The organism is Halomonas sp. DP1Y21-3, from assembly GCF_019801245.1.
Classification (GTDB): Bacteria; Pseudomonadota; Gammaproteobacteria; order Pseudomonadales; family Halomonadaceae; genus Halomonas; species Halomonas litopenaei.
The window spans coordinates 645,962-670,898 of record NZ_JAHVJM010000001.1 but is presented as its reverse complement, the minus strand read 5'-3'; the positions used below and the strand labels follow the sequence as shown (position 1 = coordinate 670,898).

Sequence of the window (24,937 nt, the reverse complement as noted above, 5' to 3'; positions counted from 1 at the left end):
CGGGCTAGACAACAGGTCTGAGGGTCGCGCCCCGCTCGGGCGCGACGACAAGGCCACAATCGATGGAACGCGACGTCCGAGGACGCGCGTTCGCCCCCAACGCCAGGCAGGACGATTTCATGACAGAACAGGTGATGGCCGCCATCGACGGGTCCCCGTTTTCCGAAGGGGTCTGCGACTCTGCCGCCTGGGCCAGTCAGGCCCTCGATGCGCCGCTGACGTTTCTTCACGTGGTGGATAACCACCCCCAGACCGCCGAGGCCGATCTGTCCGGTAACCTGGGACTCGGCGCCAGGGAGCACCTGCTCGAGGAGCTGGCCTGTCTCGATGAGCGGCGGGCCAAGGTCGCCCAGGAGCACGGCCGCCTGATGCTCAAGGCGGCCAAGGATCGCGCCAGCGCCAGTGGTGTTGATGACCTGCATTGCCGACAGCGCAACGGCACCCTGGTGGAGACACTACTGGAGCTGGAAGACGAGATCCGCCTGCTGGTGATCGGCAAGCGGGGCGAGAGCGCCCAGCAGGCCAGCGAGCACCTGGGCTCGAATCTCGAGCGGGTGGTCCGCGGTCTGCATCGGCCGATTCTGATGGTACCGGAGAGCTTTACGCCGCCGACTCGGGTGATGATCGCCTTCGATGGCAGCAAGACCACCCGCAAGGGCGTCGAGCTGCTGGCCAGGAGCCCGCTATTCAAGGGGATCGCCTGTCACGTGGTGATGGTCGGCGCCGATACCGGTGATAACCGCACCCAGCTGGAGTGGGCGCTGGACAGCCTCAAGGGCGCCGGTCACGAGGCCCAGGGCGAGATTCGCGCCGGAGAGGTCGAGGAGACCCTGCGCGCCTACCAGAAGGACCACGCCATCGAGATGGTGGTGATGGGAGCCTATGGCCACTCGCGGATTCGTCATCTGCTGGTGGGCAGCACCACCACCAGTGTGCTCAGGCGCACCTCGCTGCCGGTGCTGCTGCTGCGCTGACGAGGCTGAGCCGACATCGACATCGACATCGACCCGCCGCCGAATCCTGTTCGGCGGCGGGTCGTTTCTTTTTTGCGTCTATGCGTCTATGCGTCGTCGGCGCGGTCCTGCTGCCGCGTCACCGGTTCGCGACCTTTGCCTTTCATCCTGCATAGCAGCCACTCCAGCGAGAGACAGCCGCCGCCGCGCAGGATCAGGGTGGCGAGGCTCGCCGCCCAGAGTCCGTGGGTGACCCAGGCCTCGGGATAGACGAAGGTCTGGATCACCAGGGTCATGATCAACAGCCCGAAGGCCGCCAGTCGTGTGGCAAGCCCCGCCCACAGCAGCAGCGACAACGAGAACTCGGCGAGTGTTGCCAGGTAGGCGGCCAGCACCGGTGAAATCAACGGCAGGGCGTATTCGTGCTCGAACAGGAAGAAGGTGCTGTCGGCGATACCGAATCCCTCCACCTTGGTCAGCGCCGACAGAAAGAACACGGCGCCGAGCACCAAGCGCATCAACGCCAGCACCAGGTCCAGCGAACGACGCTCTAGCCAGGGGCAGAGTCGCCCGTAGTAGGTGTCCAGCAGGTTTGTCATCGGTGTCATGGGGTGCCTCGTAACAAAGTGGGGGCGGGGTCCGGTACCGCGAGCGCGCCATGGCCGACCAGGGTGCCCAGAGCGTGGCCGAGCGCATCCTCTGCCACGCCGCTGTCGGCCAGTTCGCTCAGCGCCTGGGACAGCGAGGTCGGTGTGTCCAGCAAGCCGTACAACGCTGCGCTTGCCGCATCGAGTGGCCTAAGCCTGACCTGGCGACCCGAGCGGATCACCAGCCAGTGGCCGGCGCCTCGCTCGCCCAGGGGGGCGCCACCCTCTCCGCTCTCCAGCGCCTGCCACAGGGCTTCGACGTCATGTTGGCAACGGATGGTCCGGCTGGCCGGCCGGGCCTGGACGAGCCGCTGGTCGTCAAGGACGGCGCCGATATCGGACGCCTCCAGCGGCACTGCCTCGGCTGCGTGACTGACCTGAAGCCGGGCGTGCTCGAGTCGCGCGATATCGGCGACGAAGCGATAGGGCGCAAGCGCCGGTGCGCGCGCCAGAGCGTCGGCGAAGCCCTGGCCATAGCGGCTCAGGCGGGGATCGTCGGGGGGGCTTGTGGCCACGAAACTCGCGGCCTCGGCGCTGAAGCAGCCCTCGCCCAGCAGGGTCAGGGTATGGGGAAAGGCTTCCTTCAGGGCCTCGATCAGGCTTGAGCGAATATTGTTGCGGTAGACGTCGAGCCCGGCCTTGTGACCAAGCTGTGGTGGCGTCGCCTGGGGGCGATGCATGGCATCGATGAAGCTACGCTGCCAATCGAGCAGGCCGCTCATGGCGCTCTCCCTGTGTCTCGCGCCGAGGCGCTGGCTGCCAGGGCGGTGCTCGCATCGGCGCCGGGGCCATGGGCAGCATGCTGATGCTGGCGTGCCAGGTCGACCTCCTGCATCCAGCGCTCTAGCGTCGGCACCCGGTTGTCCCACTCGATCAAAGTGGGCAGGCCGGGACGCCGGGCGAGCACCTGGCGGTAGCGCTGCCACACCGGCTCACTGACGGCGCTGCCATGGTCGTCGATGTACAGCTCGCCGGCGGCATCGAGACTGTGGCCGGCCAGGTGCCATTCGCCGACGGCGGCCCAGGGCACCTCGTCCAGATAGGCATCCAGGTCGCGTCCCAGATTGGCGGCGCTGATATAGGCGTTGTTGACGTCGAACAGCAGCCCACAGCCGGTCGTGTCCACCAGCCGCTGGAGGAACTCGGTCTCGCTGAAGCGATTGTCGAGGCTGACGTAGAGGCTCGGGTTCTCCACCAGCAGGCGGCGGCCGAGACGGTCTTGGGTGCGTGCGATATTGTCGCCGAGGACGCGCAGCGATTCCTCGGTCAGCGGCACTGGCAGCAGGTCGTTGTAGCTGTGGCCATCGAGACGGCTCCAGGCCAGGTGCTCGGAGACCAGCGCGGGGTTCAGGTGATCGACCAGGCGTGCAAGACGCTCCAGGTGGGCCGGGTCGATGCCCTCGGCACTGCCCAGCGACAGGCCGACGCCGTGGACCGAGAGCGGGTAGCAGCGTGCCAGTTCATCGAGTCGATCCTGAAGGGGGCCGCCGGCGTTCATGTAGTTCTCGGCGTGTAGTTCGAGAAAGTCCGGGGCCTGGGGCACGTGAGCCGACTGGGCCGAGTGAGCCAGATGGACCAGCGCCTGCATATGCTGAAACTTGAGGCCGATACCGACCGCATTGGCCGCCATTGGCTGTGGCGCTGGCAAGGACGCCGAGACGGGCGTCTCGAGCGACTCGCGTGGATGGCTGGATGACAGGGAAGAGGGCATGGGCGATTCGCTATGGCTTGAGGCTTGGCGTGTGAACGTCACGGGAAGGCCGTAGCCTCCCCGTGGCGTCAGTGCTCTGGCTCAGGGGCGCTCGACCTCGCTCAGGCTGCCATTGCCGTGGGGCGTTTCGATATCGGTACAGGTGCCTTCCGGGACCAGGGTCCAGGCGTTGCCCTGGTAGTCGACAGTAGAGGTGCCGGCGCAGGTGGTGCCTGGCCCTGCCTTGCAGTCGTTCTCTCCGGCCAGGGCGACGCCGTAACACTTTTCCATGTCGCCATCGGCGGCCTGGACGGTGGCGATGGCGCCGGCTTGCGCCAGGGCGGTGGACAGCACGGCGGCCATCATGACGGAACGTTTCATTTGAAAACCCTCATATAAACGGTTGGGCGACAGCAGGACTGTCGTGACTATGTCGCCGGGGTGAGGGATACCTGACATCGCAAAAGAGGCAAAAGCGCGACAACGGACTATCTGGCGCAGGGAGAAGTTGGCTATATTGGGCGGCTGTCTAACGTTGCAGAGAAGACACTGGTGAAGAGGTGGTCGAATCGGCTGTCTTTTCGAGATTTTTTAGAAATACCGACTTTTTTGGAGAGAGCGATGAGCATTCAGCGTCACGACACCAAGACCCGCATGAGCCGCGCCGTCATCCACCACGGTGTTGCCTACCTGTGTGGTCAGGTCGCCGGACCGGACGCCCGCCAGGGGGATATCACCGCCCAGACCACCAGTATGCTGGAGCGTGTCGATGAGCTGCTGGCCGAGGTGGGCAGCGACCGCGAGCATCTGCTGAGCGCCACCATCTACCTGCAGAACGGTGAGGACTTTGCCGCCATGAACGCGGTATGGGACGCCTGGGTGCCGGAAGGCCACGCCCCCGCCCGTACCTGCGTGTGCGCGCCGATGCCGGCCAAGGAACTGAAGGTCGAGATCACCGTCACCGCCGCCGTCAAGGGCCTGTAACAGTGCCCCAGTGACCTAGCCGTTGACATAGCCGTCCGCTCGAACAACAACGCCGGCCCCGTGGCCGGCGTTGTCGTTTGTGTTGTTTTTGAGGCATTGGTCCTGGCGTCAGGGTGCGCCGGATAAAACGCCTGTGCCGCCCTTCAAGACGTCTTGTCTTCAGCGCAGGCAGGGGTCTTCCATGGGCGGCTCACAGGGCCTCAGACGGCGAGCCAGGGCGTCGACGGCGATATTGAGCAGGGCGGTGATCACCAGCAGGGCGAAGGCCACGTCGAACATCAAGGTCTGGAAGGCGTCATCGATATTGTCGCCGAGGGTGGCGACCCCGAGCATGCCGAGCAGGGCGCTTTCGCGCAGGATCACCTCGGCGCGGTAGTAGACCAGCGCCAGCATGCCCGGGTACAGCCGGGGCAACAGCTCGTAGGCCAGCCGTCCCGAGGCCGGGAGTCCCGGCATCCCGGGCTCGATGGCCTGGGCGTGGCGACATACCAGAAAGGCGATCAGGGCGCCGTTATGCAGCGCCAGGGCCAGCCAGGCCGGCAGCAGCGATGGCCCCAGCAGCAACAGGAAGACGAAGGCCAGCATCAGCTCCGGGGTCGAGCGCAGAAAGATCAGCAGACCCTGGCCGATGCCCTGGCTGACGCGATTGCCGAAGTGGCGCGATGCCAGGGGCCACAGCACCAGGGCGAGCAGCAGGGCGCCGACGGTGCCGAGCAGCCCCAGCAGCAGGGTATTGGCCACCGCGCCGACGAGGTCGGGCAGTTCGGCCAGCCAGCGGAGCACACCGCCGATGTCGCCCTCAAGCAAAGCGCGGGGCCAGATGTCTACGCTGACGAAGCGCCATAACAGGCCTGGGTCGATCTCGGGCCAGGGTCCCAGCAACCACACGCTGGCCAGCCCCAGCGGCAGCAGCAGGCGCCGATGGGCCCACCAAGGCAGGGTGGCGATCAGCAGGTAAAAGGCCCACAGCAGGGCACCGGCCTCGAAGTAGCGGCCCTCGCGAAAGGCGCTCTCGAGCTGGTAGCCCAGCGTCGGCAGACCGACAAAACCCAGCAGCACGCTGCTTCTGAGCGCGCACTCGAAGCGGTAGCGGGTGTAGGCGGCCAGTTGGGCGAAGGCCTGGGGCAGCTCGGTATAGGCCAGCCGGGCAAGGCGCCCGGTACCCTCGGGCAGCGCCGCCTGGGGCGCCTGGGGCGTCTGCTCGAGGATCTCGGCGTAGACCTTGGCGAAGATGCCGGCGTAGGGGATCGCCAGGGCCGCCAGGGCGGTCAGCGCGGACAACCCGAACACCTGCAGGAACAGCAGCGCCCAGAACAGCTCATGTACCGCCCGCACCGCGGCACTGGCCGCGCGCACCAGGCGTGAGCGGGCGTAGACCAGCGCCAGGGGCAGCCCCAGCACCACGCCGGCCAGGGTGCCCCAGAAGGCCACCGCAATGGTCAGGCCGATGGCCTGCAGGGGCGTCTCGATGGCGCCGAAGTCAGGCAGCGCCAGGCCCATTGCCATGCGTCCGAGTTCGCCCCAGGGGTCGCGGCTCAATACTTCGAGGTCGGCCAGCGGAATCGCCAGGACAGCCAGCACCACCAGCCACAGGCTGTGGCGTGCCAGGCGGGCACCGATACCGTCGCCGGCCAACAGGCCTGGGCGTGTCGCTTGCGCGGCGCTCACGATCGTGCCTGCTCCTCGCCGGCCTGGTGCGAGGCGTGGCGAGTGCTGGCCTCGGCCGGCGAATCGCTGTTGTCGTCGCGGGCAGGGCTGGGAGCAGCGGGAGAGGAGGCCGTGCGTGACGCACTGGGGTAGAGCGCGTCGAGATCATCGAGGCTTAGATCTTCGCTGGGCGCGTCGAGCACCACGCGACCGTCGGCCAGCCCCCAGACGCGATCGAAGTGGCTCAGCGCCAGCTCGCGCTGGTGCAGCGCCATCACCGTGGTAGCGTGCTGGGCATCGATTCGATCGAGCAGCGCCATGGCCTGGTGGGGGTCGACGCTGGCGACCGGCTCGTCACCGAGAAAGACCTGGCGGCGCTGATAGAGCGCACGGGCGATGGCGACCCGCTGGCGCTGGCCACCCGACAGCCGACCTACCGGGCGCCTGATGGCGCCTTCGAGCCCTAGTTCAGCGCACAGACTTGCGACATCTTCCCAGGCCTGGCGCAGCGGCCTGACCAGGTTCCACAGGTTGACCAGCGCCGAGTGGCGCTCCAGCCTGCCCATGTAGACGTTGTGGTAGACCGATAGCTGAGGCACCAGGCCGTGGTACTGGGGACACCAGGCGGCGTGGCGGCCAAGACGGCGGCGCAGCTCCGCCAGCAGGGTGGACTTGCCGACGCCGCTTTCCCCGAGCAGGGCGACGCGCTCGCCGGGCGCAAGGCGCAGGTGGACGTCATGCAGCACCGTATGGTCGGCGTGGCCCAGGTCGACCCCGCCGAGGATCAGTGTCGGGAAGTCACCGTGGCCGTTGTCCCGGCCGCCGGTGACCTGACGTTGGCCATCGTCCATCAGCGCAGCAGGCCGAGGCTCTCGGCGACCGTCTCGATGGGGGCGTACATGCTGTTGTCGGCGGGAATGAAGCCGGAACGCGGGAAGCTCTCCAGCAGTTCGGGATCTTCCATCTCGAGCAGTGCCTGGCGAACCCTGTCGGTAAAGCCTTCGCCGAAGGCCTCATCGGCGTCGCCGCGCAGGGTCCACTGGTAGTCCGGGTAGCTTGGGGTAGACCAGATCACGCTGACCTTGTCGGTGTCGACATCGCCATTTTCCAGCGCCGCGTCCCACACCTTGAAGTTGACCGCGCCCAGCTCGTAGGTGCCGGCCTCGACCAGGGCGATGGTGCGTGAGTGATCACCGGAGAAGCCGACCCGTGAGAACAGCTCTTCCGGCGCGGCGTCGAAGCGCTCGCGCAGGTAGTGCTCCGGCATCAGGCGGCCGGAAGTGGAGGTCTTGGCGCCAAAGGTGAAGGTCTTGCCCTCGATCTCTTCGGGCAGCTGGTCGGCGGCCTCGAGTCCGGTGCTGGAGTGGGCGATGAAATAGCTCTCGAAGGCCGCATCCTCGACGCCCTGGGCCAGCGCCTGGGAACCGGGCACCAGACGACGGGCCTGGACACCGGACAGACCGCCGAACCAGGCCAGCTGAACCTGGTCGTTGCGGAAGGCGGTGACCGCCGCACCGTAGGACTTCACCGGCACGTACTCGACCTCGACCTCGAGCGTCTCGGACAGATAGTCGGCCACCCGCGAGAAGCGCTCCACCAGACGCGATTCGTCCTCGTCGGGGATGGCGGTGAAGCGGAAGGTCTCGGTCTGCTCGGCCAGCGTCGGCAGGCTGAACAGCCCCAGGCTCAAGACGGTCAGAACGGAGGTCAGGGATGGCAGTGATCGCATGAGGCTTCCTGGCAATGGTATGGATGGCGGCGTGCGGACAGGGACACAAGACAGGCCGCTATTGTTGTGCCAATACGCTAAGGAGGCAAGCCGAGGAGCGGGCCTGACGTTGTTGTCACTCGTCGACGCTGTACCTTGTGCTGCGCAGACTGTCCTTGATCTTCTTTAGGTGGTGCAGGAAGTCCTCGCCGCGACGCAGGGTGACGCCGGTGGCCAGCACGTCGATCAGCGCAAGCTGTACCATGCGTGAGGTCATCGGCATGTAGTGGTCGGTGTCTTCGGGCGCGCTGACCGCAAGGGTTTCGGTGCACTGGCGCGACAAAGGTGAGTCCGGCGCGGTGATACCGAGCACCACGGCACCGTTTTCACGGGCCAGGGCGGCGATGTCGACCAGTTCCCGGGTGCGCCCGGTATAGGACAGTACCACCACCACGTCGCCGGTGTGGCAGGCCGAGGCGACCATGCGTTGCATCAGTACGTCGATGTAGGCGCTGACCGGCAGGTTGAAGCGAAAGAACTTGTGCTGGGCGTCCTGGGCCACCGCGCCGGAGGCACCGAGTCCGAAGAAGTGGATCTGCTTGGCCTGGATCAGGTAGTCGACCATGCGCTCGATGCGCTCGGGAGCGACCTCCCGACTGGCGAGGTCCAGCGCCGCGATGGTGGCGCCGAAGATTTTGCCGCTGTAGGCCTCGGCACCGTCATCGGGTTCCACCGCCTGGCTGACATAGGGGGTGCCGCCGGCCAGGCTCTGGGCCAGCTGGATCTTGAAGTCGGGATAGCCCTTGGCCTCGAAATTTCGGCAGAAGCGATTGACGGTGGGTTCGCTGACCGAGGCAGCTTGAGCCAAACTGGCGATACTCATGCCGGTTGCAGCGGCGGGGTCGGCCAGAATGACGTCGGCGACCTTGCGCTCGGAGCGGTTGAGCTCGTCGAGGCGGGTGCGAATGCGTTCGATAAGGTCGTGGCGAACCATGGTCGAGGTCGGCTCCGTGACGAAAGGCGCGGGCAACTGCGCGGTGGTGCGCGGGCAGCGGCGCATTTATTGGGGTACCCGAGACAATTCTCTCTGGGGATGTGGTGATTTAACTACGTATTGGCGGCTATCCTAGCGCTCCACCGATCTACATCCAACGTATAAGCGCGCCAGTGGGATATTTTGTGTAAGTTTACAAAATATTTTTCAATCTGGCCGTCGAAAGTTGACCATTTTTTTGTAAACTTAGATACCCTGACGGTGAGCAGGACACATCTCGCTCGATAGCCTTCTGCGATATCCAGGGGTCTACCACCAAACGAGGACGGTTATGACACGACACACCCGATCCGGTGACGCCGAGCGTACCGACATCGATCTGGCGTTGTTCGGCGCCCTGGGCGACCTGTCTCGCCGCAAGCTGTTCCCGGCGCTCTACCAGCTGGACCGCGAAGGACTCTTGCATGACGACACCCGGCTTCTTGGCCTGGCGCGTCAGGACATCGACCAGGAGGCCTTCCGCGAGCGCATCCATGGCTCCTTGAAGGAATACGTCAAGTCGAGCGAGCTCGATGACAAGGTGGTCGCCCGTTTCCTCGATCGCCTGTCCTTCCTGTCGGTGGACTTCACCACGGTGGAAGGCTATGGCGCCATCGCCGAGTGGCGTGAGCAGGGCGGTCAGCAGCGCCCGTTGGTGGTCTATCTGGCGGTGGGGGCGAGCCTGTATGGCGATATCTGCCGCCACCTCGAGGCCAGTGGCAGCCTGGACGAGCAAAGCCGCGTGGTGGTGGAGAAGCCGATCGGCTACGACCTGGAGTCGTCGCGGGAGGTCAACGATGCGGTGGGGGCGGTGTTCCCCGAGTCGCGGGTCTATCGTATCGACCACTACCTGGGCAAGGAGACGGTGCAGAACCTGATCGCACTGCGCTTTGCCAATCCGCTGTTCGGAACCCAGTGGAACCAGAACCATATTTCCCACGTGGAGATCACGGTGGCCGAGAAGGTCGGCATCGAGGGCCGCTGGGGCTACTTCGACGAGGCTGGCCAGCTCAGGGACATGGTCCAGAACCACCTGCTGCAGCTGGTCTGCCTGATCGCCATGGACCCGCCGGCCAACCTCGACGCCGACGCCATCCGCGACGAGAAGGTCAAGGTGCTCAAGGCGCTCAAGCCATTCACCGACGACATGATCGGACGTGACGTGGTGCGCGGACAGTACACCGCCGGCACCAGCGACGGCACCAGTGTACCCGGCTATCTCGAGGAAGAAGGCGCCAATACCCGCAGCCATACCGAGACCTTCGTGGCGATGAAGACCGAGGTGTCCAACTGGCGCTGGGCCGGCGTGCCCTTCTACCTGCGTACCGGCAAGCGCATGCCCGAGAAGCTGTCACAGATCGTGATCCACTTCCGTCAGCAGCCGCACTATATCTTCGACCCGGATCAGCGGGCGCTGGCCGCCAACAAGCTGATCATCCGGCTGCAGCCGGAGGAAGGTATCCGCCTCGAGGTGCTGACCAAGGACAGTGGTCTCGACAAGGGCATGCGCCTGCGCCGTGGCCCGCTGCACCTGGACTTCAACAGCGCCTTCCCCAAGGCACGTATCCCCGACGCCTACGAGCGTCTGCTGCTCGAAGTCATGAAGGGCCAGCAGTACCTGTTCGTTCGGCGTGACGAGGTCGAGCATGCCTGGCACTGGTGCGACGAGCTGATCGCTACCTGGCAGGATCGTGACGAGCCGCCGCGCCGCTATCCGGCAGGCTCCTGGGGACCGGTGGCCTCCATCGCCATGATCACCCAGGACGGACGCAGCTGGTACGAGGACTACTGACATGAGCAGCGAGCAACTTTCTCCGTCTCCCCGAGAGCAACTGGCGCACCAGTTGGCGCAGACTGTGGCCACGGCGCTGCGCGAGGATCTGTCGTCCCAGGATCGCGCCCTGCTGATCGTGTCCGGCGGCTCCACCCCGGTGCCGTTCTTCGAGGCACTGTCCCAGGAAACACTGCCCTGGGATCGGGTCGACGTGACCCTGGCCGACGAGCGCTGGGTCGCTGCCGAGGCCGACGATTCCAACGCCCGGCTGGTCAGGAAGCACCTGCTGATCAACCGGGCCGAGGCGGCCACCTTTGTCCCGCTCACCACCGAACACGATACCCCCGAGGAAGGCACCGACGAGGTCGCCCAGCGACTGACGGGCCTGTCCTGGCCGGCATCGGTAGTCATCCTGGGGATGGGCGGCGATGGCCATACCGCCTCACTATTTCCTGACAGTCGCGAACTGGACCTGGCACTGAGCACCGATGCCCATGTGGTGGCGGTGCGCACACCGAGCCAGCCCCAGGCGCGCATTACCCTGAGCGCCGAGCGCCTGCACCATGCCCGCCGCCATTACCTGCACCTGACCGGTGACGACAAGCGCGCCGTGCTGGGAAGCGCCATGGCCGGTGACAACGTACGTGAACTGCCCATTCGTGCCTTTCTTAGCTGCCCGCTGGCCGTCTACTGGGCGCCCTGATTTCCTGGAGCCACGCTCATGACCATTGAAAAACAGCTTCCGTCTACCCGCACCACCGAGCTCGACAGCATCTGCCTGAAGGCCGAGGTGATCCCGGTGATCGTCATCGATCGCATCGAGGACGCCGTGCCCATGGGCCGCGCCCTGGTCGAAGGTGGTCTCAGCGTGCTCGAGGTGACCCTGCGCACCGACTGCGCGATCGAGGCCATCGCCCGGCTGAAGAAGGAGCTGCCCCAGGCCAGCATCGCCGCCGGTACCGTGCTGACACCTGCCCAGTATCGTCAGGTCGAGCAGGCCGGTGCCGACTTCGTGGTGACCCCGGGCGCCACCGAGGCGCTTTACCGTTACGGCGTCGAGAGCCCGGTGCCGATGCTGCCGGGGGTGGCCACCATCTCCGAGCTGATGACCGGCTGGCAGTACGGCTATCGTCGCTTCAAGTTCTTCCCGGCCGAAGCCAGCGGTGGCGTCAAGGCGCTCAAGGCCTTCGCCGGCCCCATTGGCGAGGCTCGCTTCTGCCCCACCGGCGGCATCAACCTGGGCAACGCCTCCGAGTACCTGGCGCTGCCTAACGTCATGTGCGTGGGCGGCTCCTGGCTGACCCCGAAGTCGCTGGTCGACGCCGGTGACTGGGACGCCATCCGCGCCCTGGCCAAGGAAGCCGCGGATCGTTTCCATCACTGAAGCCATCACCGAATGCTCGATGACGAAGCGGCGCTGGCCGCTTCGTCATGATTCCTGAGCTCTCTGCACCGGAAGGGCGTCATGCCTATCCATGTGCTCTCTCGACAGCTGGTGCTGTCCTTGATCCGGCCTCTGGCCGGATTTTTTTTGTCCGCCGCCATGGGATGATGGTTGCCTGAGCGAGCGGAGAAAACCTATGAAACTGTTGATACTGGGCGCGACGGGGTTGGTGGGTAGCGAGGCGCTGCGCCAGGCATTGGCCCATCCCGACGTCACCGAGGTGCGGGCACCGGTACGCCGACCGCTGACGCTGGAGCACCCAAGGCTAGCCGCCCCGGTCGTCGATTTCGCCGATCTGGAGTCACTGCGACCGGACAAGACTGGACGAGGTGATGCACAGGCGCTGGCGGGGAATGACGAGTGGTGGAAGGCGGATGGCGTGATCTGCGCACTGGGCACCACCCTCAAGGCCGCCGGCTCGCGAGAGGCCTTTCGACGTGTGGATCTCGAGTTGCCGCTGTGGTTTGCGCGCCGCGCCAGAGCCGCCGGTGCCGAACGCTTTGCCTTGAACTCGGCGCTAGGCGCCGATCGTGGCTCGCGCTTCTTCTACTCCCGGGTCAAGGGCGAACTGGAAGCCGAGTTGCTCGACCTCGACTACCCCAGCCTGACCTTGGTCAGGCCGGGCCTGATCGACGGTGAGCGAGCCGAGGTGCGCCACGCCGAGCGCCTGGGGCTCGCGCTTTCTCGCGGTCTGCGTCCGCTGCTGCCGCGCCAGTGGCGACCCAGTCCGGTGGCCCGCATCGCCGAGGCGCTGGTGCAGGGCGCCATCAGCGCGCCAGCCGGAAGGCATCTGGTGCAGGCCAGGGACCTGGCCTGACCCAAGCCGTCAACGCAGTGATGGAATAGGCCGTCAATGAAGCTAGGATTGCTTTACCGCGTGCTAGGACTACCAGGACTGCGCTTTCTGCTACTGGTGGTGGGGTACAGCGTCGGTCATGAGATCGCCGATTACCTGGGCAGGGAGTATCGGGGTGGTGTGTCCTGGGGGATGACCCTGGGCTACCACTCGTGGGGGGTTGTGTTGCTGTCGCTGGTCGAAGGAGTCGTGGTGTACCGCTGGTCGCGGCGCTGGGTCAGGCTCGAGTGGTTGGCGGCAACGATCACCGCGGCCATCGTGCTGACCTGCACGGGGATCCTGACTGGATACTCGGGCGCATGGGCGCACCCTTATCGTCTGGCCTGGTTCCAGGGCTGCGCGGTGGCTGCCATCTTTCTGCCGCTGATCGTCCACAGGCTGGTCAATCGCTGGCGCCATGCCAGGGCGGGGAGGCGATAGGCCCTGGCATGGCGGCGGGGGACTTTCGGGTCACCCGAGGTTGTCGTGATGTCAGCTGTCGATCACGTCTTCGCGGCGCGGCAGGGCCGCGTAGGCGCCGGGGCGCGTCACCGCGTGGGCGCCGCAGCGACAGGCCAGGGTCAGGGCGCGTTCGAGGAAGGCCTCGTCGTGCTGCCAGTTGGGGCGCTGCCAGTCGTGGTCGGCCAGAGCCGCCAGCAGACCGCCGATAAAGGCATCGCCACCGGCGGTGGTATCGACCGCCTTGACTGGCGGCGGTGTCATGCGCTTGACGCCCTGGGTGGTGTGGGCGGCGACCGCACCGGGACCATCGGTGATCACGATCAGGCGAGCACCGGCGGCCAGGCGTTCGGCCAGCCAGTCGTCACGTGGGTGATCACCCCGCAGGGCGTCGAGTTCATCGGTGGACAGCTTGATCAGGTCGGCCTGGTCGAGCAGGCGGGTGACCAGGCCGACGTCGATGCTGTGCTCGGGCCAGAGGTTGTGACGCAGGTTGGCATCGACGCTGACCAGACAGCCTGCCCGGGAGGCCATCTCGGTGATCGCCAGGGAGGTGGCGGCGATGGCATCGTCCGTAAGGCTGTTGCTGCACAGGTGGACGATGGCGGGCTCGCTGAACACTCCATGGGGCAGATGCTCGGTGCGATACAACAGGTCGGCGGCGGGAGGACGATAGAAGTCGAAGGTGCGCTCGCCGTCTGCGTCGCGGGAGACGAAGGCCAGGGCGGTGCGGGCCTCGCGGGTGCGTGATACGCCGGAGACGTCGACGCCGTGGTGCTCGAGCTCACAGGCCAGGAAGTCGCCGAAGTGGTCGTCGCCCAGCATGCCGAGAAAGCGACTGGTCAGTCCCAGCCGCGCACAGGCCACGGCCACGTTGGCCGGCGCGCCACCGGCGTAGGGGGTGAAGGTCTCTGGTCCCTCGGCGGCATCACCGAGACGACTGGAGAGCATGTCGACCAGGGCTTCACCAAAGGCGATCACGGGGGTCATGGCGGGATTCCTCGTCGATCAGTGGTTGTCGGCCAGCGACAGGGTGGTGCCGAGCATATGCTGGGCGCCGGGTACCAGCCACACCGGATCGAGGCGGGTGTTGGCGGACTCGACGCACAGAAAACGGCGGGCGGCGTCCAGCGGGGTGTCCGGGTTGGGTGTCTCGCCGGGATTCCACACCACCACCGAGTCGCTGTTCTGGCGAGCCACTCGCAGGCGGCGCTGGCCGTCATCGAGCACCACCTCGGCGTTGGAATGATAGATACGATCGACGCCTTCACGGACCCCGAACTCACCCACCTGCTCGCTCTCGGCGAAGCCCTTGAGCTTGTCCAGGTAGCGGGCCCCGACGAGGCCTTCGACGCGGCAGGCGAAGACCTGATCCACCGCCAGATAGCTGTGCAGGGCGGCGGTCATCTTCACCGGCGTCTCGCCCAGGTGCTCGGTGATCAGCTCCACGTGCAGACGCTGGGCGTTGGCCTGGACCACCGCACGGGGATGCAACTGGCTGTGCAGGCGCTGTGGCAGTGACAGGTGCACCTCGACGCCGTCTTCGTGCTCGTCCACCGCGTCCAGTTGCCAGTCGGCCTTGCGCGCCGGGCCGTGCATCGGGCCGGAGCGGTCGGGGGACTCGTCGGCGGTGTTCTCGTCGGCGAACCACGGCCAGCACAGGGGGATGCCGCCACGAATCGCACCCGGCACGTCCTGGGGCGTGGGGGTCACCCACAGCCAGCCAGCGGGCACCAGAGGATCATCCGCACCGCTGTCGACGGTGGCTTTGGCGGGAGAAGCGCCTGCGGCTCGCGTGGGGTCGGGCGCGGGAGATGCGCCTGCGGCTCGCGTGGCGTCGGGCGCAGGTTGAAAGTGAAGCACCTGGGCGCCCTGCAACGAGATCGCCAGCTGGCCCCAGCTCTCGTTGGCCACCCAGATGTCGCGGCCGGCCCAGTGGATGTGCCCCTGGCCCTCTACCTCGTCGATACGTGTCTTGAGCGTTGCCGGAATCATTCGACCTCCTCGTTGTGGAGCGCCTCGGCGGCGCCCAGCAGCCCCGTCCACGGGGCCGTGACCACCTGGATGGAGATGGCTTCGTTGTAAGGGCGCATCCTTCCCTTGTTGCAGAAGGCGCTGAGAAACCCACTGTGAGGCAGCCAGTCGATCAGCCGTGGCACGATGCCACCACACAGGTAGACGCCGCCTCTCGCACCCAGGGTCAGCGCAGCGTCGCCCGCCACGTCGCCGAGGATCTTGAGAAAGCGCAGAATGGTATCACGCCCCAGAGGGTCGCCGCGGTTGGCGGCCTCGGTGACCTGAGCCGGCGTGGTGGCGCTGGCCTCCAGACCATCGATCTCGGCCAGTACTCGGTAAAGGTCGAGCAGGCCCTGGCCGCACAGGATGCGTTCCACACTGACCCGGCCATAGCGACGGTGGAGGCGTCGATAGATCTCGAGCTCCTGTTCGTCGGTGGGCGCGAAGCTGGCATGGCCACCCTCGTTGGGTAGTGGCACCCAGGCGCGCCGTGCCGGGAAGAGGCCAGCCATGCCGAGGCCAGTGCCCGGTCCGATGACCAGTCGAGCGGCGTGCCCTTCGGCCTCGCCGGTCTGGATGCTGACCAGATCATGCGAATCGACGTGGGGGACGCCGAGCGCCTGAGCCATGAAGTCGTTGATGACCTTGAAGTCATCCAGGGCAAGGTCACGCTTGACCTCGCCCTTCAGGAAGCTCCAGTGATTGTTGGACATGCTGACCCGTTCGGCGTGCACCGGACAGGCGAACGCCAGGCACGCCTCCCGCGGGGCCTTCTCGCCGCTGGCGCCCACCCGCTCGAGGTAGTCACGGGCAGCTTCCACCACGCCGGGATAGTCGGCACAGGGCAGGGTCAGGATGTCGTGGGGGGCAGTCTTGCCCGGCGACACCAGCGCGAAGCGTGCGTTGGTGCCGCCGATGTCCCCGATCAGCGCTTGGCGTGTCATGGGCGAACTCAGGCGTCCTCGTCGTGGATCTGTCCCTGCTGGCGCTCGAGGTCGTCGGCCTCGAAGCCACCGAAGACGCCGGCGCCTTCCTCGGCGCCCATGGCCAGGTGACGGTAGCCGCCGAACAGCTCGCGACCCAGACCCACATGGTAGTGGTCCAGTTCGGCCACGCGCTTGGGACGATCCCGCCATTCGGCGTCGCTGAGCACGACAGACAGCTCGCCCTTGTCGGCGTCCAGGCGCACCACATCGCCATCACGCAGCCTGGCCAGCGGGCCACCGTCCAGCGCCTCCGGAGTCATGTGGATGGCCGCAGGTACCTTGCCCGAGGCACCGGACATGCGCCCGTCGGTGACCAGGGCAACCTTGTAGCCGCGATCCTGCAGGACGCCCAGGTAGGGGGTCAGCTTGTGCAGTTCGGGCATGCCATTGGCCTTGGGGCCCTGGAAGCGCACCACCACGATGACGTCACGGTCGAGATCGCCGGCATCGAAGGCGGCCTTGAGGTCGTTCTGTTCCTCGAAGATCTTGATCGGCGCCTCGACGACCCGGTGCTGAGCCTCTACCGCCGACACCTTGATGACGCCACGGCCGAGATTACCCTCGAGCACGTTGAGGCCACCGGTAGCGGCAAAGGCGTTGGATACCGGGCGCAGCACGTCCGGGTCGAGGCTTTCCAGGGGGCCTTCGCGCCACACCAGCTTGCCATCCTCGAGGAAGGGCTCCTGGGTGTAGGCGGTCAGGTCGGTGCCGAATATCGTCGGGATGTCGCCGTGGATCAGGCCCGCGCCGAGCAGCTCCCGGATCAGCAGGCTCATGCCGCCTGCGGCCTGGAAGTGGTTGATATCGGCCTGGCCGTTGGGATAGACCCGGGTCAGGCTGGGCACCGCGGAGGACAGCTCCGAGAAGTCATCCCAGTTGATGGTGATACCCGCCGCCGCGGCCATGGCCACCAGGTGCATGGTGTGGTTGGTGGAGCCGCCGGAGGCCAAGAGGCCGACCATGGCGTTGACGATGGCACGCTCGTCGATCTGGCGATAGAACGGACGGTAGTCGCCGCCGGGCTCGGTATTGCGGATCGTCTGTTCGGTGGCGAAACGAGTCAGCGCTTCGCGCATGTCGGTACCGGGGTTGACGAAGGAAGCGCCCGGCAGGTGCAGCCCCATGAACTCCATCATCAGCTGGTTGGAGTTGGCGGTGCCGTAGAAGGTGCAGGTACCGGGGCTGTGGTAGCTCTCGGACTCGGCTTCCAGCAGCTCGTCACGGCCGACCTTGCCCTCGGCGAACAGCTGACGGACGCGGGCCTTTTCCTTGTTGGGCAGGCCGCTGGGCATGGGCCCGGCCGGGATGAAGGTAGTCGGCAGGTGGCCGAAGCGCGCCGCGCCGATGAACAAGCCCGGCACGATCTTGTCGCATACGCCAAGATAGAGGGCGGCGTCGAACATGTTGTGCGACAGGCCCACGGCGGTGGCCATGGCGATGACGTCGCGGGAGAACAGCGACAGCTCCATGCCCGGCTGGCCCTGGGTGACGCCGTCGCACATGGCCGGCACACCGCCGGCGAACTGGGCAGTAGAGCCCATCTGGCGGGCGCTTTCGCGAATCACCTCGGGAAAGGTCTCGAACGGCTGGTGCGCCGACAGCATGTCGTTGTACGACGAGATGATGCCGAGGTTGGCGCTATTCATCAGCTTGAGCTGATTCTTGTCCTCGCTGCCGCACGCGGCAAAGCCGTGGGCCAGGTTGCCGCAGGACAGTTCGGAGCGATGGACGCCGCGACGATGCTGGGCCTCCATGCGCTCTTCGTAGAGGGCGCGCCTTTGCCGGGAGCGCTCACGGATGCGCTCGGTGACGCGGGCGACGGTGGGATCGAGCGAAGAAGCTTGCTGGCTAGCCATGGTCAACCTCAGACGTGTTGATGCGGGTCAGGTACGTAACTTTACCAAATAAAAAGCCAATTTCCTCCCCCTTGACCGAGTGCTTTGGTCGAATATGTAGTTTTTTTACAGGGAGTGGCCGGTGGTCGCCGCCTTCGACGATCTCGGCGACGAGCACCTCCAAAGTCTGGCACTCTGTGGCTGAATCGCAAAGCGCAAGGAGTGGGTTGTGACGCCATCATCCCCGCAGCAAGAACAGGGCGGCCACGCCGAGGAAGGTCTTTCGGTCAAGTGCCTGGAGACCGTCGCCGAGGTGCCGGCCGAGCACTGGAACGCCCTGGTGGACCCGGACCACCCCTTTGCCCGTCACGAATTTCTCGATGCGCTGGAGGCCACCGGTGCGGTGGGGGAGGGCACCGGTTGGCAGCCCCGACATCTGACGCTGTGGCGAGGGGCGCGACTGGTAGGCCTGCTGCCGTACTACCTCAAGGAGCACTCCTGGGGCGAGTACGTGTTCGACTGGAGCTGGGCGGATGCCTGGGAGCGTGCCGGGGGACGCTACTACCCCAAGGCGGTGAGCGCGATCCCCTTCACCCCGGCGCCAGGCCCGCGCCTGGCACTGGCAGAAGGTGAAGACGAGCAGACCGTCATGGCCATGCTGGCGAGCCAGTGGCAAGACGACCCCGGGCTATCGGGCTGGCATCTGCTGTTTGCCGAGGACTCGGAGGTGGCCGCCTGGCGACAGGCCTGTCCGGGCCTGATCGCCCGAAGCGGCGTGCAGTTTCAATGGCGAGACGAGGGCTTCGGCGACTTCGAGGGATTCCTGGCGGCGATGACCTCGAAACGGCGCAAGGAAGTAAGACGCGAGCGTCGCCGTGTCGCCGATCAGGGCATCGAACTGCGGCGCCTCGAGGGCAGCGAGATCGACGAAGCGGCGATCCGCCACTTCTTTCGCTGCTATCGCATCACCTATCTCGAAAGAGGTACGACAGGATATCTAAGCGAGGTATTTTTTCAGCGGCTTCGCCGTCATATGCCGGAAAACCTTGTGCTTGTTCAAGCTTTTGTCGAAGGCCGCCCGGTGGCCGCCGCGCTCTGCCTTCAGGGAACTCGAACCCTCTACGGTCGCTACTGGGGCAGCGAGGTGCTGGCCGACTGTTTGCACTTCGAGGCCTGCTACTACCAGGGTATCGAGCACTGCCTTGCGCGAGGCCTCGACTGCTTTGACCCCGGTACCCAGGGTGAGCACAAGGTGTCCCGGGGCTTCGTCCCCCGCCGGCTGACGTCCTTGCATCATGTCAATGATCCCCGCCTCAACGATGCGGTAGCGCGATTTTGTCAAGAGGAAGCCCGACAGCTCGAACTGTATGTGGCGGCGGCCCACCGTGGACTACCGTTTCGAGGTAGAGCGTAATACGGTGCTATGATTCAACCGATACTCATGTGAGATAACGATTACATTACGCAGGCGCAGATGGATCGAGAGCGGTCGGGTTCGTCGTCGCGTTGGCGCGACAGTCCGATCGTTGCTGGTGTCTGCGGGCGGTTGGGTTCAGGGGACAGGCGATGGACGTCAAGCAACGTTGCAGTTGGTGGATCGGCGACCCCGGTGGTCGTGCCGGCCACCTGCTGGAGGGATTGCAGTCGAGTGGCTGGCAGATGCATCCGCTGGTGTCGCCGCTGTCGGATTGCCGCTTGCAGCCTGATGACCCTTGCCGGGTCGGCATCATGGTACTGGAGGACCTGTCCTGTCAGGACCTGCGCCATCTGGAACCGCTGATCCTGAAAAGCGAAAGGCCCTGGATCGCGGTCGGCACCTCGGATCAGTGTGACGACCCCGAGATGCGTCGCATCATGGCCCACCTGAGCCACTCCCTGGTGTCGCCCCAGGTGGATCTGCTACGCCTGTCGATCCTGATGGAGCACGCTGCGGAACTGTCGATGCTGCAGCAGCGCGACCGTGAAGAACAGCGCATGTCGGCCGCCGCCGAAGACAGCGAGTACGAGTTCGTCGGTACGACGCCGGTGATGTGGAACCTGTTCAAGACCATCCGCAAGGTGGCGGTGGTCGATGCCCCGGTGTTCATCAGCGGGGAGTCCGGTACCGGCAAGGAGCTGACGGCCCAGGCCATCCACGAGCGCTCCACGCGTTCGCGCCAGCCCTTTCACGCCATCAACTGCGGCGCCCTGCCCGAGCATTTGATTCAGTCAGAGCTGTTCGGCCACGAGAAGGGCGCCTTCACAGGTGCCTCGCAACGCAAGATCGGTCGTATCGAGGCGGCCGACGGTGGCACCCTGTTCCTCGACGAGATCGGCGACCTGCCGCTGGAGCTTCAGGTCAACCTGCTGCGCTTTCTGGAAATGCGCTGTATCCAGCGCGTCGGTGGGCTCGAGGATATTCCGGTGGACGTGCGCATCGTCGCCGCGACCCACGTCAATCTCGAGCTGGCGGTGAAGGAGGGACGCTTTCGGGAGGATCTCTATCACCGGCTCAATGTGCTCCAGGTGCAGGTACCTGCCTTGCGCGAGCACTCGGAAGATATCGAGATCCTGGCGCGTTTCTTCTTCGAGCGCTTCTCCTGCGAGAAGGCCTCCTGTCTGAAAGGCTTTTCCCGAGAGGCGCTCTCGGTGATGCAGCGCTACCATTGGCCCGGCAACGTCCGCGAGCTGATCAATCGGGTTCGCCGGGCCATGGTGATGTGCGAAAACCGCCTGATCCAGCCCGAGGACCTCGGCATCGAACGGCGTGGCTTGAACCGCCACCAGATAACGCTTGAAGAGGTTCGCGAGGAAGCCGAGCGTGATGCGCTGCTCTCGGCGCTGGGGCGCAACAAGTACCGGGTCAACGCCGCCGCCAAGGAACTTGGCGTCTCCCGGGTGACCATCTATCGGTTGCTCGACAAGCACGGTATTTCACGTACGCCTCCCCAGGAGGCCGCCTTCTCCTGACGGCCTAGGCGCTGTCCGAAAAGTCGACGAGCGAAGGTTAGACAAGGCAAAAATCGGTGAGAAAGCGCAGTTTACGGGGTGTAAATGAGCATTTTGATCCGATTTTTAACGCCGTATTACCGAGCGCAGGCACTTTTCAGACAAGCCCTAGTGCCATCGATTCTGTTCGGGCGATGTACAAGAGGCGTTATCGGCAGGTCTCTCCTCGCAGCGCTCTCTTCTCTCTATATGACATCTCGGCTATATGACCTCTCGGCAAACCACTCTTTAATAGCCCCGCTGCAAGCGGGGCTTTTTGCATCCAGGTTCCGGTGCTCTGCTATCTGGGGGCTTTCTATCGCCCTGGCATCTGGGTCCTTCTATCACCCTGGTATCTGCGTCCTTCTATCACCCTTGTATCTGCGCTCTGACATCCGGATCCGATTATCGACGTTGAGAGATCGCGGCAAGATGTCGACGCTATGCGGACGAAGCTGATGCTTCGTACTCCCGAAAAATGGGCCTGGCGCAAAAGTGTTGCTTTGTTGAAACATTGGCCAGAAGGACAGTGTTGAAGTGGTGAATGTCTAAAAAATACCTTTTATATCAGTATATTGCTTGTTGATGGGTCAGTTTTAACTGTGCTCAATCATGCGATTTCTGACATTTCTCCCCCATCCGTACAAGGTGCCGGCTTCCCTCGTAACGCGAATGTCGTCCTTGAACACACCCTGCCACATTTTTTTGCTGTTTCTTCTGAAACCCCCGCCTCGCGGGCCCTTCAGCACGATAGTGCCAGGCTGGCAGCGTCGCTTTGCCTGTTTGTCGCTATCGCTCAGTTCTGTGCTGTACCAGTAACGGTACTTTTTGGAAAACCACCGACAAAACAGATAGTTGACGATGTTTTGTGCTGTTTTTTCTCATCGGCTGAAGGTGCGTTGTTTCATCCGCTTAACACTCTTCATTTCGCACAAAAATAAAAATGCCTATAAATCAACAGATTATAAGTTGGCACGGCGATTGCTCTGTTCTTTGTGCAGGAGAAACACTGCAACGGGAACAGGACCCGAGGAGACGCCGACATGAACCAGACGATCGCAAACAGCCGGACCCTAGTCCTTGGCGCGTCCATCGCGATCGGTGTGGCGCTGGCCGCCACCGGATCCATGTCGGCCCGATCGGACACCGCGATGCTCGACGAGCAGCAGGTGTTCGGCGCTCCCGGGGAGCAGCACCTCGTCAATGACGGGGCGCTGGACACAATTCGAGGCCGCTTCGTGCCGGAGCAGGGAATCGACGCCGACGGCGTCATCCTCTGGGACGAACGGCCGGGACGAGGTGCCGGAGGCGGGGGCGACGACAGCAGCCATCGCGCAGCCAACGGGCTGAACAACCGTCAGAGCGCCAACGTCACTACGCAACGGGACTGGTGATCACCATGGGACACCTGAAGCACAAAGAAGGGCAAGGGGGGAGCGGGAACGCCGTGACGTGCCAGTGGCGTCTGGCCCTGGCCGCAGCGGTAGTAGCGGTGGGCCTGGTCGGTGTGGGGACCGACCAGAGCCTCGGCGCCGATCTTCGCCCCGGCGTCCAGCCCGGCGAGATCATCATGCTGCGAGAGGTCGAGACTGCGCCATTCGGCTACGTCAATCGCGAAAGCGGGCCGATTCGTGGCCGTGCCGACCTGATGCACAGCAGCAACATGGCGCGCAGCGCCACCGGCAGCGTTCACACCCGCATGGGTGGGGTCTCCGCGATCATGCTCGATGACACCCGGGCGGCCAGTATCTCCGCCGGCGTAGGCCGCGGCATGAGTCAGATGCACCGCGCCCTGGGTACCGGCGCCAATCTCGGCACCGGCCCCCTGGGCAGCAGCAATCGGGTAGCGACCTCGGTCGGTGGCGGATCGGCAGCCGGTGGCAGCGTGATCGGGGCGACCTCGGGTATCGCCAATACCGTGACTGGCGCGCTGGCGCCCCTGACCGGCGGGAGGCGCTGATCATGCGGATCTTCAAGCCTTCATTCGTGCCGGTACGGCTGACTCGCAGCCTGGTGCTTACCGCCGCCTTCGGGCTGGTGATGGTGAGCCCGGACCCGGCCCAGGGCCAGGACCTGAGCGGCCTGCGCAGCAGCAGCGTGATCAGCGGACAGGCGCTCAGCGGTGTCAGTGGTGTCGCGGCGGCCAACCAGGCCGCGGGCAACCAGAATCTGCAGTCCAACAGCGGCGCCCTGGCCATCGGTGATGGCGCCACCATCAACAATCGTCTGGTGCAGCAGGTGCGCATCGACGAACGACTCGCCGGCATGGAGGTGGGCACCGCCATCAGGGAGGGCGCCTTTAGTGGAGCCTCCGGGTGGATGTCCGTCAACCAGGCGGCGGGGATAGGCAACCTTCAGAGCAACAGCTTCGGCATGGCTCTGGGGAGCACGGTCAGCGGCCTGAGCGACGACAGTCTGCAACAGGTGCTGGCACCAAGGCAGGGGCTGAATGGGTCGAGCAGCAATGGCTCCGACAGCGCCATCCGGAATCTCGAGATCGATGAGAGTACCTTCGGGGGCGCCAGAGGAGTGATTCAGGTCAACCAGTCAGCCGGCACGGGGAACGCCACTCGCAACAGCTTCAGCTATCGCTTCAACCAATAGAGCAAGCGTGGAAGACAACGAGTGACGTCAATAAAAGCAGTGAAAAGACAGTACGGTTCATTCAGGAGAACGATCATGAAAACTTTCGAAAAAGCACCGCTCGCTCTGGCCATCTCTGCACTTCTGGTCGCACCGGCGGCACTGGCGGACAACAGCTTTGACACCGATTCCTACATGGATTCCGACGTCAACAACCGCTACGACGTTCATATCAAGAACGATTCCCACACCTACAAGCGGCTGGGTGCGCTCGGTGGAGCCCTGGTTACAGATGACAACTACTCCGGCGCCACCGTGGACAGCAAGCAGTTCAGCGACAACAACTATGCCACGCAAGACCTGACCACCAATGACGCGACCCTGGGCGGCAATGCCCTGCAGGGTGCTGCCGGTAATATCGGTGCCAACGTGGCCGCCGGTGACAACAACCAGCAGGCCAACGACGCCGCGCTGTCGTCTTCCGACGCGGCCACCGTATTCGGCCAGGCGGCTTCCTTCTCCTTCCAGTCCACCTCCAACAACATGACTGGCATCACCGGCAGCCCGAACACTGCCCTGATGGGTGGCAACGCCCTGCGTAACGCCAGCGGCAACATCGGCGTCAACGTCGCGGCTGGTATCGGCAACGCCCAGCACAACAGCCTGGCGGCAGCCGTCAACACCGCCAGCGGCAGCGCCGACGCCACCACCGGCGGCGTCCAGGCCAGCTACAACAACAGCACCACCACCGCAGGACAGGTCGTGACCCTGGAAAGCGGCTCCGAGTTCAGCGCCGGCGTGGTACTGGGCGGTGGCTACATCGGTGGCGGTGTCGGTAGCTACGAGGGCAACTGGGAGCAGACCAACGACGTCTATCCGGAAATCTGGCAGGGCGGCGATAGCCACCCCGGCGGCGAGTCCCTGTGGGGCCATGCTGACTTCGACGACCAGGGCCCGGATGGCAACGACGGTCGTTTCGAGGGTGAAGAAGGCGGTTCTCTCGGCTTCGTCGAGGCCGGTCTGATTGGCCTGGCCGGCACCGCTTCCGGTTCCAGCAACTCCTTCAATGAAGTGCTGGTCTACCAGGAAAATACTGCCACCCTGGGCGGCAATGCCCTGCGCGGCGCCACCGGCAACATCGGCGTCAACATCGCCTCCGGCACCGGCAACATGCAGCGCAACTCGCTGTCGATTGCCTCCAGCATGGGCGGCGCAGCCACCGGCGGTGGCGCGGGCGAAGCGCAGTAATCCGTTCGATCCAATCGGTACTTCCCCGGCCCATCTGGGTCGGGGATCTTTCCAACAAGACACGACCGCCAAAGCTCACCAAGAAGCTGGCCAATACGACACTCACCATCTGGATACGGGGGACAGGT

At 65.0% G+C, this 24,937-nt stretch carries 25 protein-coding genes; 13 read left to right on the top strand and 12 right to left on the bottom strand.

Annotation, left to right across the window (positions count from 1 at the left end; genetic code table 11):
• Positions 1 to 119 precede the first annotated feature (119 nt).
• Positions 120 to 974: a universal stress protein gene (locus KUV74_RS02850; RefSeq protein ID WP_222515587.1), complete on the top strand. Its 855-nt coding sequence runs from the start codon at positions 120 to 122 to the stop codon at positions 972 to 974.
• An 86-nt stretch (positions 975 to 1,060) separates the two neighbouring features.
• On the opposite strand, the gene KUV74_RS02845 is transcribed toward KUV74_RS02850, so the two are convergent.
• The 4 genes from KUV74_RS02845 to KUV74_RS02830 all read right to left on the bottom strand — a co-directional run bounded on the left by KUV74_RS02845 (position 1,061) and on the right by KUV74_RS02830 (position 3,671).
• Positions 1,061 to 1,561, bottom strand: coding sequence for a DoxX family protein (locus tag KUV74_RS02845; protein WP_124802700.1), 501 nt, complete (start codon positions 1,559 to 1,561; stop codon positions 1,061 to 1,063).
• Positions 1,558 to 2,322, bottom strand: a complete 765-nt coding sequence (locus KUV74_RS02840; protein ID WP_052704196.1) for a DNA-binding domain-containing protein — start codon at positions 2,320 to 2,322, stop codon at positions 1,558 to 1,560. The genes KUV74_RS02845 and KUV74_RS02840 overlap by 4 nt, the downstream gene beginning before the upstream one ends.
• Positions 2,319 to 3,311 (bottom strand): DUF692 domain-containing protein, encoded by a 993-nt coding sequence (locus KUV74_RS02835; RefSeq protein WP_261395033.1) that lies wholly within the window; start codon positions 3,309 to 3,311, stop codon positions 2,319 to 2,321. Before KUV74_RS02835 ends, KUV74_RS02840 begins: the two co-directional genes overlap by 4 nt.
• Positions 3,312 to 3,392: 81 nt before the next feature.
• On the bottom strand, positions 3,393 to 3,671 hold the full coding sequence (locus tag KUV74_RS02830; RefSeq protein ID WP_045991014.1) for a DUF2282 domain-containing protein: 279 nt from the start codon (positions 3,669 to 3,671) through the stop codon (positions 3,393 to 3,395).
• Between the two features lie 240 nt (positions 3,672 to 3,911).
• Between KUV74_RS02830 and KUV74_RS02825 the strand changes: the two genes are divergently transcribed.
• Complete coding sequence (locus KUV74_RS02825) at positions 3,912 to 4,274, top strand: RidA family protein (RefSeq protein ID WP_045991015.1); 363 nt, start codon at positions 3,912 to 3,914, stop codon at positions 4,272 to 4,274.
• A gap of 159 nt (positions 4,275 to 4,433) precedes the next feature.
• Here the strand turns inward: KUV74_RS02825 and KUV74_RS02820 are convergent, their stop codons facing one another.
• The 4 genes from KUV74_RS02820 to KUV74_RS02805 all read right to left on the bottom strand — a co-directional run bounded on the left by KUV74_RS02820 (position 4,434) and on the right by KUV74_RS02805 (position 8,623).
• Positions 4,434 to 5,942, bottom strand: a complete 1,509-nt coding sequence (locus KUV74_RS02820) for an ABC transporter permease (RefSeq protein WP_315900714.1) — start codon at positions 5,940 to 5,942, stop codon at positions 4,434 to 4,436.
• On the bottom strand, positions 5,939 to 6,772 hold the full coding sequence (locus KUV74_RS02815; protein WP_222515586.1) for an ATP-binding cassette domain-containing protein: 834 nt from the start codon (positions 6,770 to 6,772) through the stop codon (positions 5,939 to 5,941). The genes KUV74_RS02820 and KUV74_RS02815 overlap by 4 nt, the downstream gene beginning before the upstream one ends.
• On the bottom strand, positions 6,772 to 7,650 hold the full coding sequence (locus tag KUV74_RS02810) for a putative selenate ABC transporter substrate-binding protein (RefSeq protein WP_185696366.1): 879 nt from the start codon (positions 7,648 to 7,650) through the stop codon (positions 6,772 to 6,774). The genes KUV74_RS02815 and KUV74_RS02810 overlap by 1 nt, the downstream gene beginning before the upstream one ends.
• A 115-nt stretch (positions 7,651 to 7,765) precedes the next feature.
• Complete coding sequence (locus KUV74_RS02805; protein WP_045991062.1) at positions 7,766 to 8,623, bottom strand: MurR/RpiR family transcriptional regulator; 858 nt, start codon at positions 8,621 to 8,623, stop codon at positions 7,766 to 7,768.
• A 331-nt stretch (positions 8,624 to 8,954) separates the two neighbouring features.
• Here KUV74_RS02805 and zwf point away from each other — a divergent pair, with 331 nt between their 5' ends.
• The 5 genes from zwf to KUV74_RS02780 all read left to right on the top strand — a co-directional run bounded on the left by zwf (position 8,955) and on the right by KUV74_RS02780 (position 13,156).
• Positions 8,955 to 10,454 carry a glucose-6-phosphate dehydrogenase gene (zwf, locus tag KUV74_RS02800; RefSeq protein ID WP_045991016.1) on the top strand — a complete coding sequence of 500 codons (1,500 nt, stop codon included), beginning with the start codon at positions 8,955 to 8,957 and terminating at the stop codon, positions 10,452 to 10,454.
• Between the two features lies 1 nt (position 10,455).
• Positions 10,456 to 11,139 (top strand): 6-phosphogluconolactonase, encoded by a 684-nt coding sequence (pgl, locus tag KUV74_RS02795; protein ID WP_045991017.1) that lies wholly within the window; start codon positions 10,456 to 10,458, stop codon positions 11,137 to 11,139.
• An 18-nt stretch (positions 11,140 to 11,157) separates the two neighbouring features.
• On the top strand, positions 11,158 to 11,820 hold the full coding sequence (locus tag KUV74_RS02790; RefSeq protein WP_045991018.1) for a bifunctional 4-hydroxy-2-oxoglutarate aldolase/2-dehydro-3-deoxy-phosphogluconate aldolase: 663 nt from the start codon (positions 11,158 to 11,160) through the stop codon (positions 11,818 to 11,820).
• A 196-nt stretch (positions 11,821 to 12,016) separates the two neighbouring features.
• Positions 12,017 to 12,697: an NAD(P)H-binding protein gene (locus tag KUV74_RS02785; RefSeq protein WP_124802692.1), complete on the top strand. Its 681-nt coding sequence runs from the start codon at positions 12,017 to 12,019 to the stop codon at positions 12,695 to 12,697.
• Between the two features lie 36 nt (positions 12,698 to 12,733).
• Complete coding sequence (locus tag KUV74_RS02780; protein WP_045991020.1) at positions 12,734 to 13,156, top strand: hypothetical protein; 423 nt, start codon at positions 12,734 to 12,736, stop codon at positions 13,154 to 13,156.
• 51 nt (positions 13,157 to 13,207) lie between these two features.
• Here KUV74_RS02780 and KUV74_RS02775 read toward each other — a convergent pair whose 3' ends face one another.
• The 4 genes from KUV74_RS02775 to edd are packed head-to-tail and all read right to left on the bottom strand — an operon-like array spanning position 13,208 to position 18,032.
• Complete coding sequence (locus tag KUV74_RS02775; RefSeq protein ID WP_222515585.1) at positions 13,208 to 14,164, bottom strand: carbohydrate kinase family protein; 957 nt, start codon at positions 14,162 to 14,164, stop codon at positions 13,208 to 13,210.
• A gap of 18 nt (positions 14,165 to 14,182) precedes the next feature.
• Positions 14,183 to 15,169 (bottom strand): D-hexose-6-phosphate mutarotase, encoded by a 987-nt coding sequence (locus tag KUV74_RS02770; protein ID WP_222515584.1) that lies wholly within the window; start codon positions 15,167 to 15,169, stop codon positions 14,183 to 14,185.
• Positions 15,166 to 16,134 (bottom strand): glucokinase, encoded by a 969-nt coding sequence (gene glk, locus KUV74_RS02765; RefSeq protein ID WP_213227585.1) that lies wholly within the window; start codon positions 16,132 to 16,134, stop codon positions 15,166 to 15,168. The genes KUV74_RS02770 and glk overlap by 4 nt, the downstream gene beginning before the upstream one ends.
• An 8-nt stretch (positions 16,135 to 16,142) precedes the next feature.
• Positions 16,143 to 18,032, bottom strand: coding sequence for a phosphogluconate dehydratase (edd, locus tag KUV74_RS02760; RefSeq protein WP_045991024.1), 1,890 nt, complete (start codon positions 18,030 to 18,032; stop codon positions 16,143 to 16,145).
• 208 nt (positions 18,033 to 18,240) lie between these two features.
• On the opposite strand from edd, the gene KUV74_RS02755 reads away from it, so the two are divergent.
• From KUV74_RS02755 to KUV74_RS02730, 6 genes are all read left to right on the top strand, one after another.
• Positions 18,241 to 19,425 (top strand): GNAT family N-acetyltransferase, encoded by a 1,185-nt coding sequence (locus tag KUV74_RS02755; protein ID WP_108131378.1) that lies wholly within the window; start codon positions 18,241 to 18,243, stop codon positions 19,423 to 19,425.
• Positions 19,426 to 19,577: 152 nt separating this feature from the next.
• Positions 19,578 to 20,960 (top strand): sigma-54 interaction domain-containing protein, encoded by a 1,383-nt coding sequence (locus KUV74_RS02750; protein ID WP_231498460.1) that lies wholly within the window; start codon positions 19,578 to 19,580, stop codon positions 20,958 to 20,960.
• Positions 20,961 to 22,021: 1,061 nt separating this feature from the next.
• A complete protein-coding gene (locus KUV74_RS02745; RefSeq protein WP_045991026.1) occupies positions 22,022 to 22,372 on the top strand; it encodes a hypothetical protein in 351 nt (116 codons plus the stop codon).
• 53 nt (positions 22,373 to 22,425) lie between these two features.
• The gene (locus KUV74_RS02740; protein ID WP_045991027.1) at positions 22,426 to 22,938 is read left to right on the top strand and encodes a hypothetical protein; all 513 of its coding nucleotides are present in this window, start codon (positions 22,426 to 22,428) and stop codon (positions 22,936 to 22,938) included.
• A 2-nt stretch (positions 22,939 to 22,940) separates the two neighbouring features.
• Positions 22,941 to 23,582, top strand: coding sequence for a hypothetical protein (locus tag KUV74_RS02735; protein ID WP_045991028.1), 642 nt, complete (start codon positions 22,941 to 22,943; stop codon positions 23,580 to 23,582).
• A gap of 75 nt (positions 23,583 to 23,657) precedes the next feature.
• Positions 23,658 to 24,809, top strand: a complete 1,152-nt coding sequence (locus KUV74_RS02730) for a hypothetical protein (RefSeq protein WP_108131379.1) — start codon at positions 23,658 to 23,660, stop codon at positions 24,807 to 24,809.
• Positions 24,810 to 24,937 lie beyond the last annotated feature (128 nt).

What these genes read in the sequence shown, in the direction of transcription:
- KUV74_RS02775 (WP_222515585.1), bottom strand. Translation starts at nt 14,164, where the DNA reads ATGACCCCCGTGATCGCCTTTGGTGAAGCCCTGGTCGACATGCTCTCC.
- KUV74_RS02815 (WP_222515586.1), bottom strand. Translation starts at nt 6,772, where the DNA reads ATGGACGATGGCCAACGTCAGGTCACCGGCGGCCGGGACAACGGCCAC.
- KUV74_RS02735 (WP_045991028.1), top strand. Translation starts at nt 22,941, where the DNA reads ATGCGGATCTTCAAGCCTTCATTCGTGCCGGTACGGCTGACTCGCAGC.
- KUV74_RS02845 (WP_124802700.1), bottom strand. Translation starts at nt 1,561, where the DNA reads ATGACACCGATGACAAACCTGCTGGACACCTACTACGGGCGACTCTGC.
- pgl (WP_045991017.1), top strand. Translation starts at nt 10,456, where the DNA reads ATGAGCAGCGAGCAACTTTCTCCGTCTCCCCGAGAGCAACTGGCGCAC.
- KUV74_RS02750 (WP_231498460.1), top strand. Translation starts at nt 19,578, where the DNA reads ATGGACGTCAAGCAACGTTGCAGTTGGTGGATCGGCGACCCCGGTGGT.
- KUV74_RS02770 (WP_222515584.1), bottom strand. Translation starts at nt 15,169, where the DNA reads ATGATTCCGGCAACGCTCAAGACACGTATCGACGAGGTAGAGGGCCAG.
- KUV74_RS02785 (WP_124802692.1), top strand. Translation starts at nt 12,017, where the DNA reads ATGAAACTGTTGATACTGGGCGCGACGGGGTTGGTGGGTAGCGAGGCG.
- KUV74_RS02780 (WP_045991020.1), top strand. Translation starts at nt 12,734, where the DNA reads ATGAAGCTAGGATTGCTTTACCGCGTGCTAGGACTACCAGGACTGCGC.
- KUV74_RS02825 (WP_045991015.1), top strand. Translation starts at nt 3,912, where the DNA reads ATGAGCATTCAGCGTCACGACACCAAGACCCGCATGAGCCGCGCCGTC.
- KUV74_RS02830 (WP_045991014.1), bottom strand. Translation starts at nt 3,671, where the DNA reads ATGAAACGTTCCGTCATGATGGCCGCCGTGCTGTCCACCGCCCTGGCG.
- KUV74_RS02805 (WP_045991062.1), bottom strand. Translation starts at nt 8,623, where the DNA reads ATGGTTCGCCACGACCTTATCGAACGCATTCGCACCCGCCTCGACGAG.
- KUV74_RS02745 (WP_045991026.1), top strand. Translation starts at nt 22,022, where the DNA reads ATGAACCAGACGATCGCAAACAGCCGGACCCTAGTCCTTGGCGCGTCC.
- KUV74_RS02840 (WP_052704196.1), bottom strand. Translation starts at nt 2,322, where the DNA reads ATGAGCGGCCTGCTCGATTGGCAGCGTAGCTTCATCGATGCCATGCAT.
- edd (WP_045991024.1), bottom strand. Translation starts at nt 18,032, where the DNA reads ATGGCTAGCCAGCAAGCTTCTTCGCTCGATCCCACCGTCGCCCGCGTC.
- KUV74_RS02850 (WP_222515587.1), top strand. Translation starts at nt 120, where the DNA reads ATGACAGAACAGGTGATGGCCGCCATCGACGGGTCCCCGTTTTCCGAA.
- KUV74_RS02835 (WP_261395033.1), bottom strand. Translation starts at nt 3,311, where the DNA reads ATGCCCTCTTCCCTGTCATCCAGCCATCCACGCGAGTCGCTCGAGACG.
- KUV74_RS02810 (WP_185696366.1), bottom strand. Translation starts at nt 7,650, where the DNA reads ATGCGATCACTGCCATCCCTGACCTCCGTTCTGACCGTCTTGAGCCTG.
- KUV74_RS02730 (WP_108131379.1), top strand. Translation starts at nt 23,658, where the DNA reads ATGAAAACTTTCGAAAAAGCACCGCTCGCTCTGGCCATCTCTGCACTT.
- KUV74_RS02790 (WP_045991018.1), top strand. Translation starts at nt 11,158, where the DNA reads ATGACCATTGAAAAACAGCTTCCGTCTACCCGCACCACCGAGCTCGAC.
- glk (WP_213227585.1), bottom strand. Translation starts at nt 16,134, where the DNA reads ATGACACGCCAAGCGCTGATCGGGGACATCGGCGGCACCAACGCACGC.
- zwf (WP_045991016.1), top strand. Translation starts at nt 8,955, where the DNA reads ATGACACGACACACCCGATCCGGTGACGCCGAGCGTACCGACATCGAT.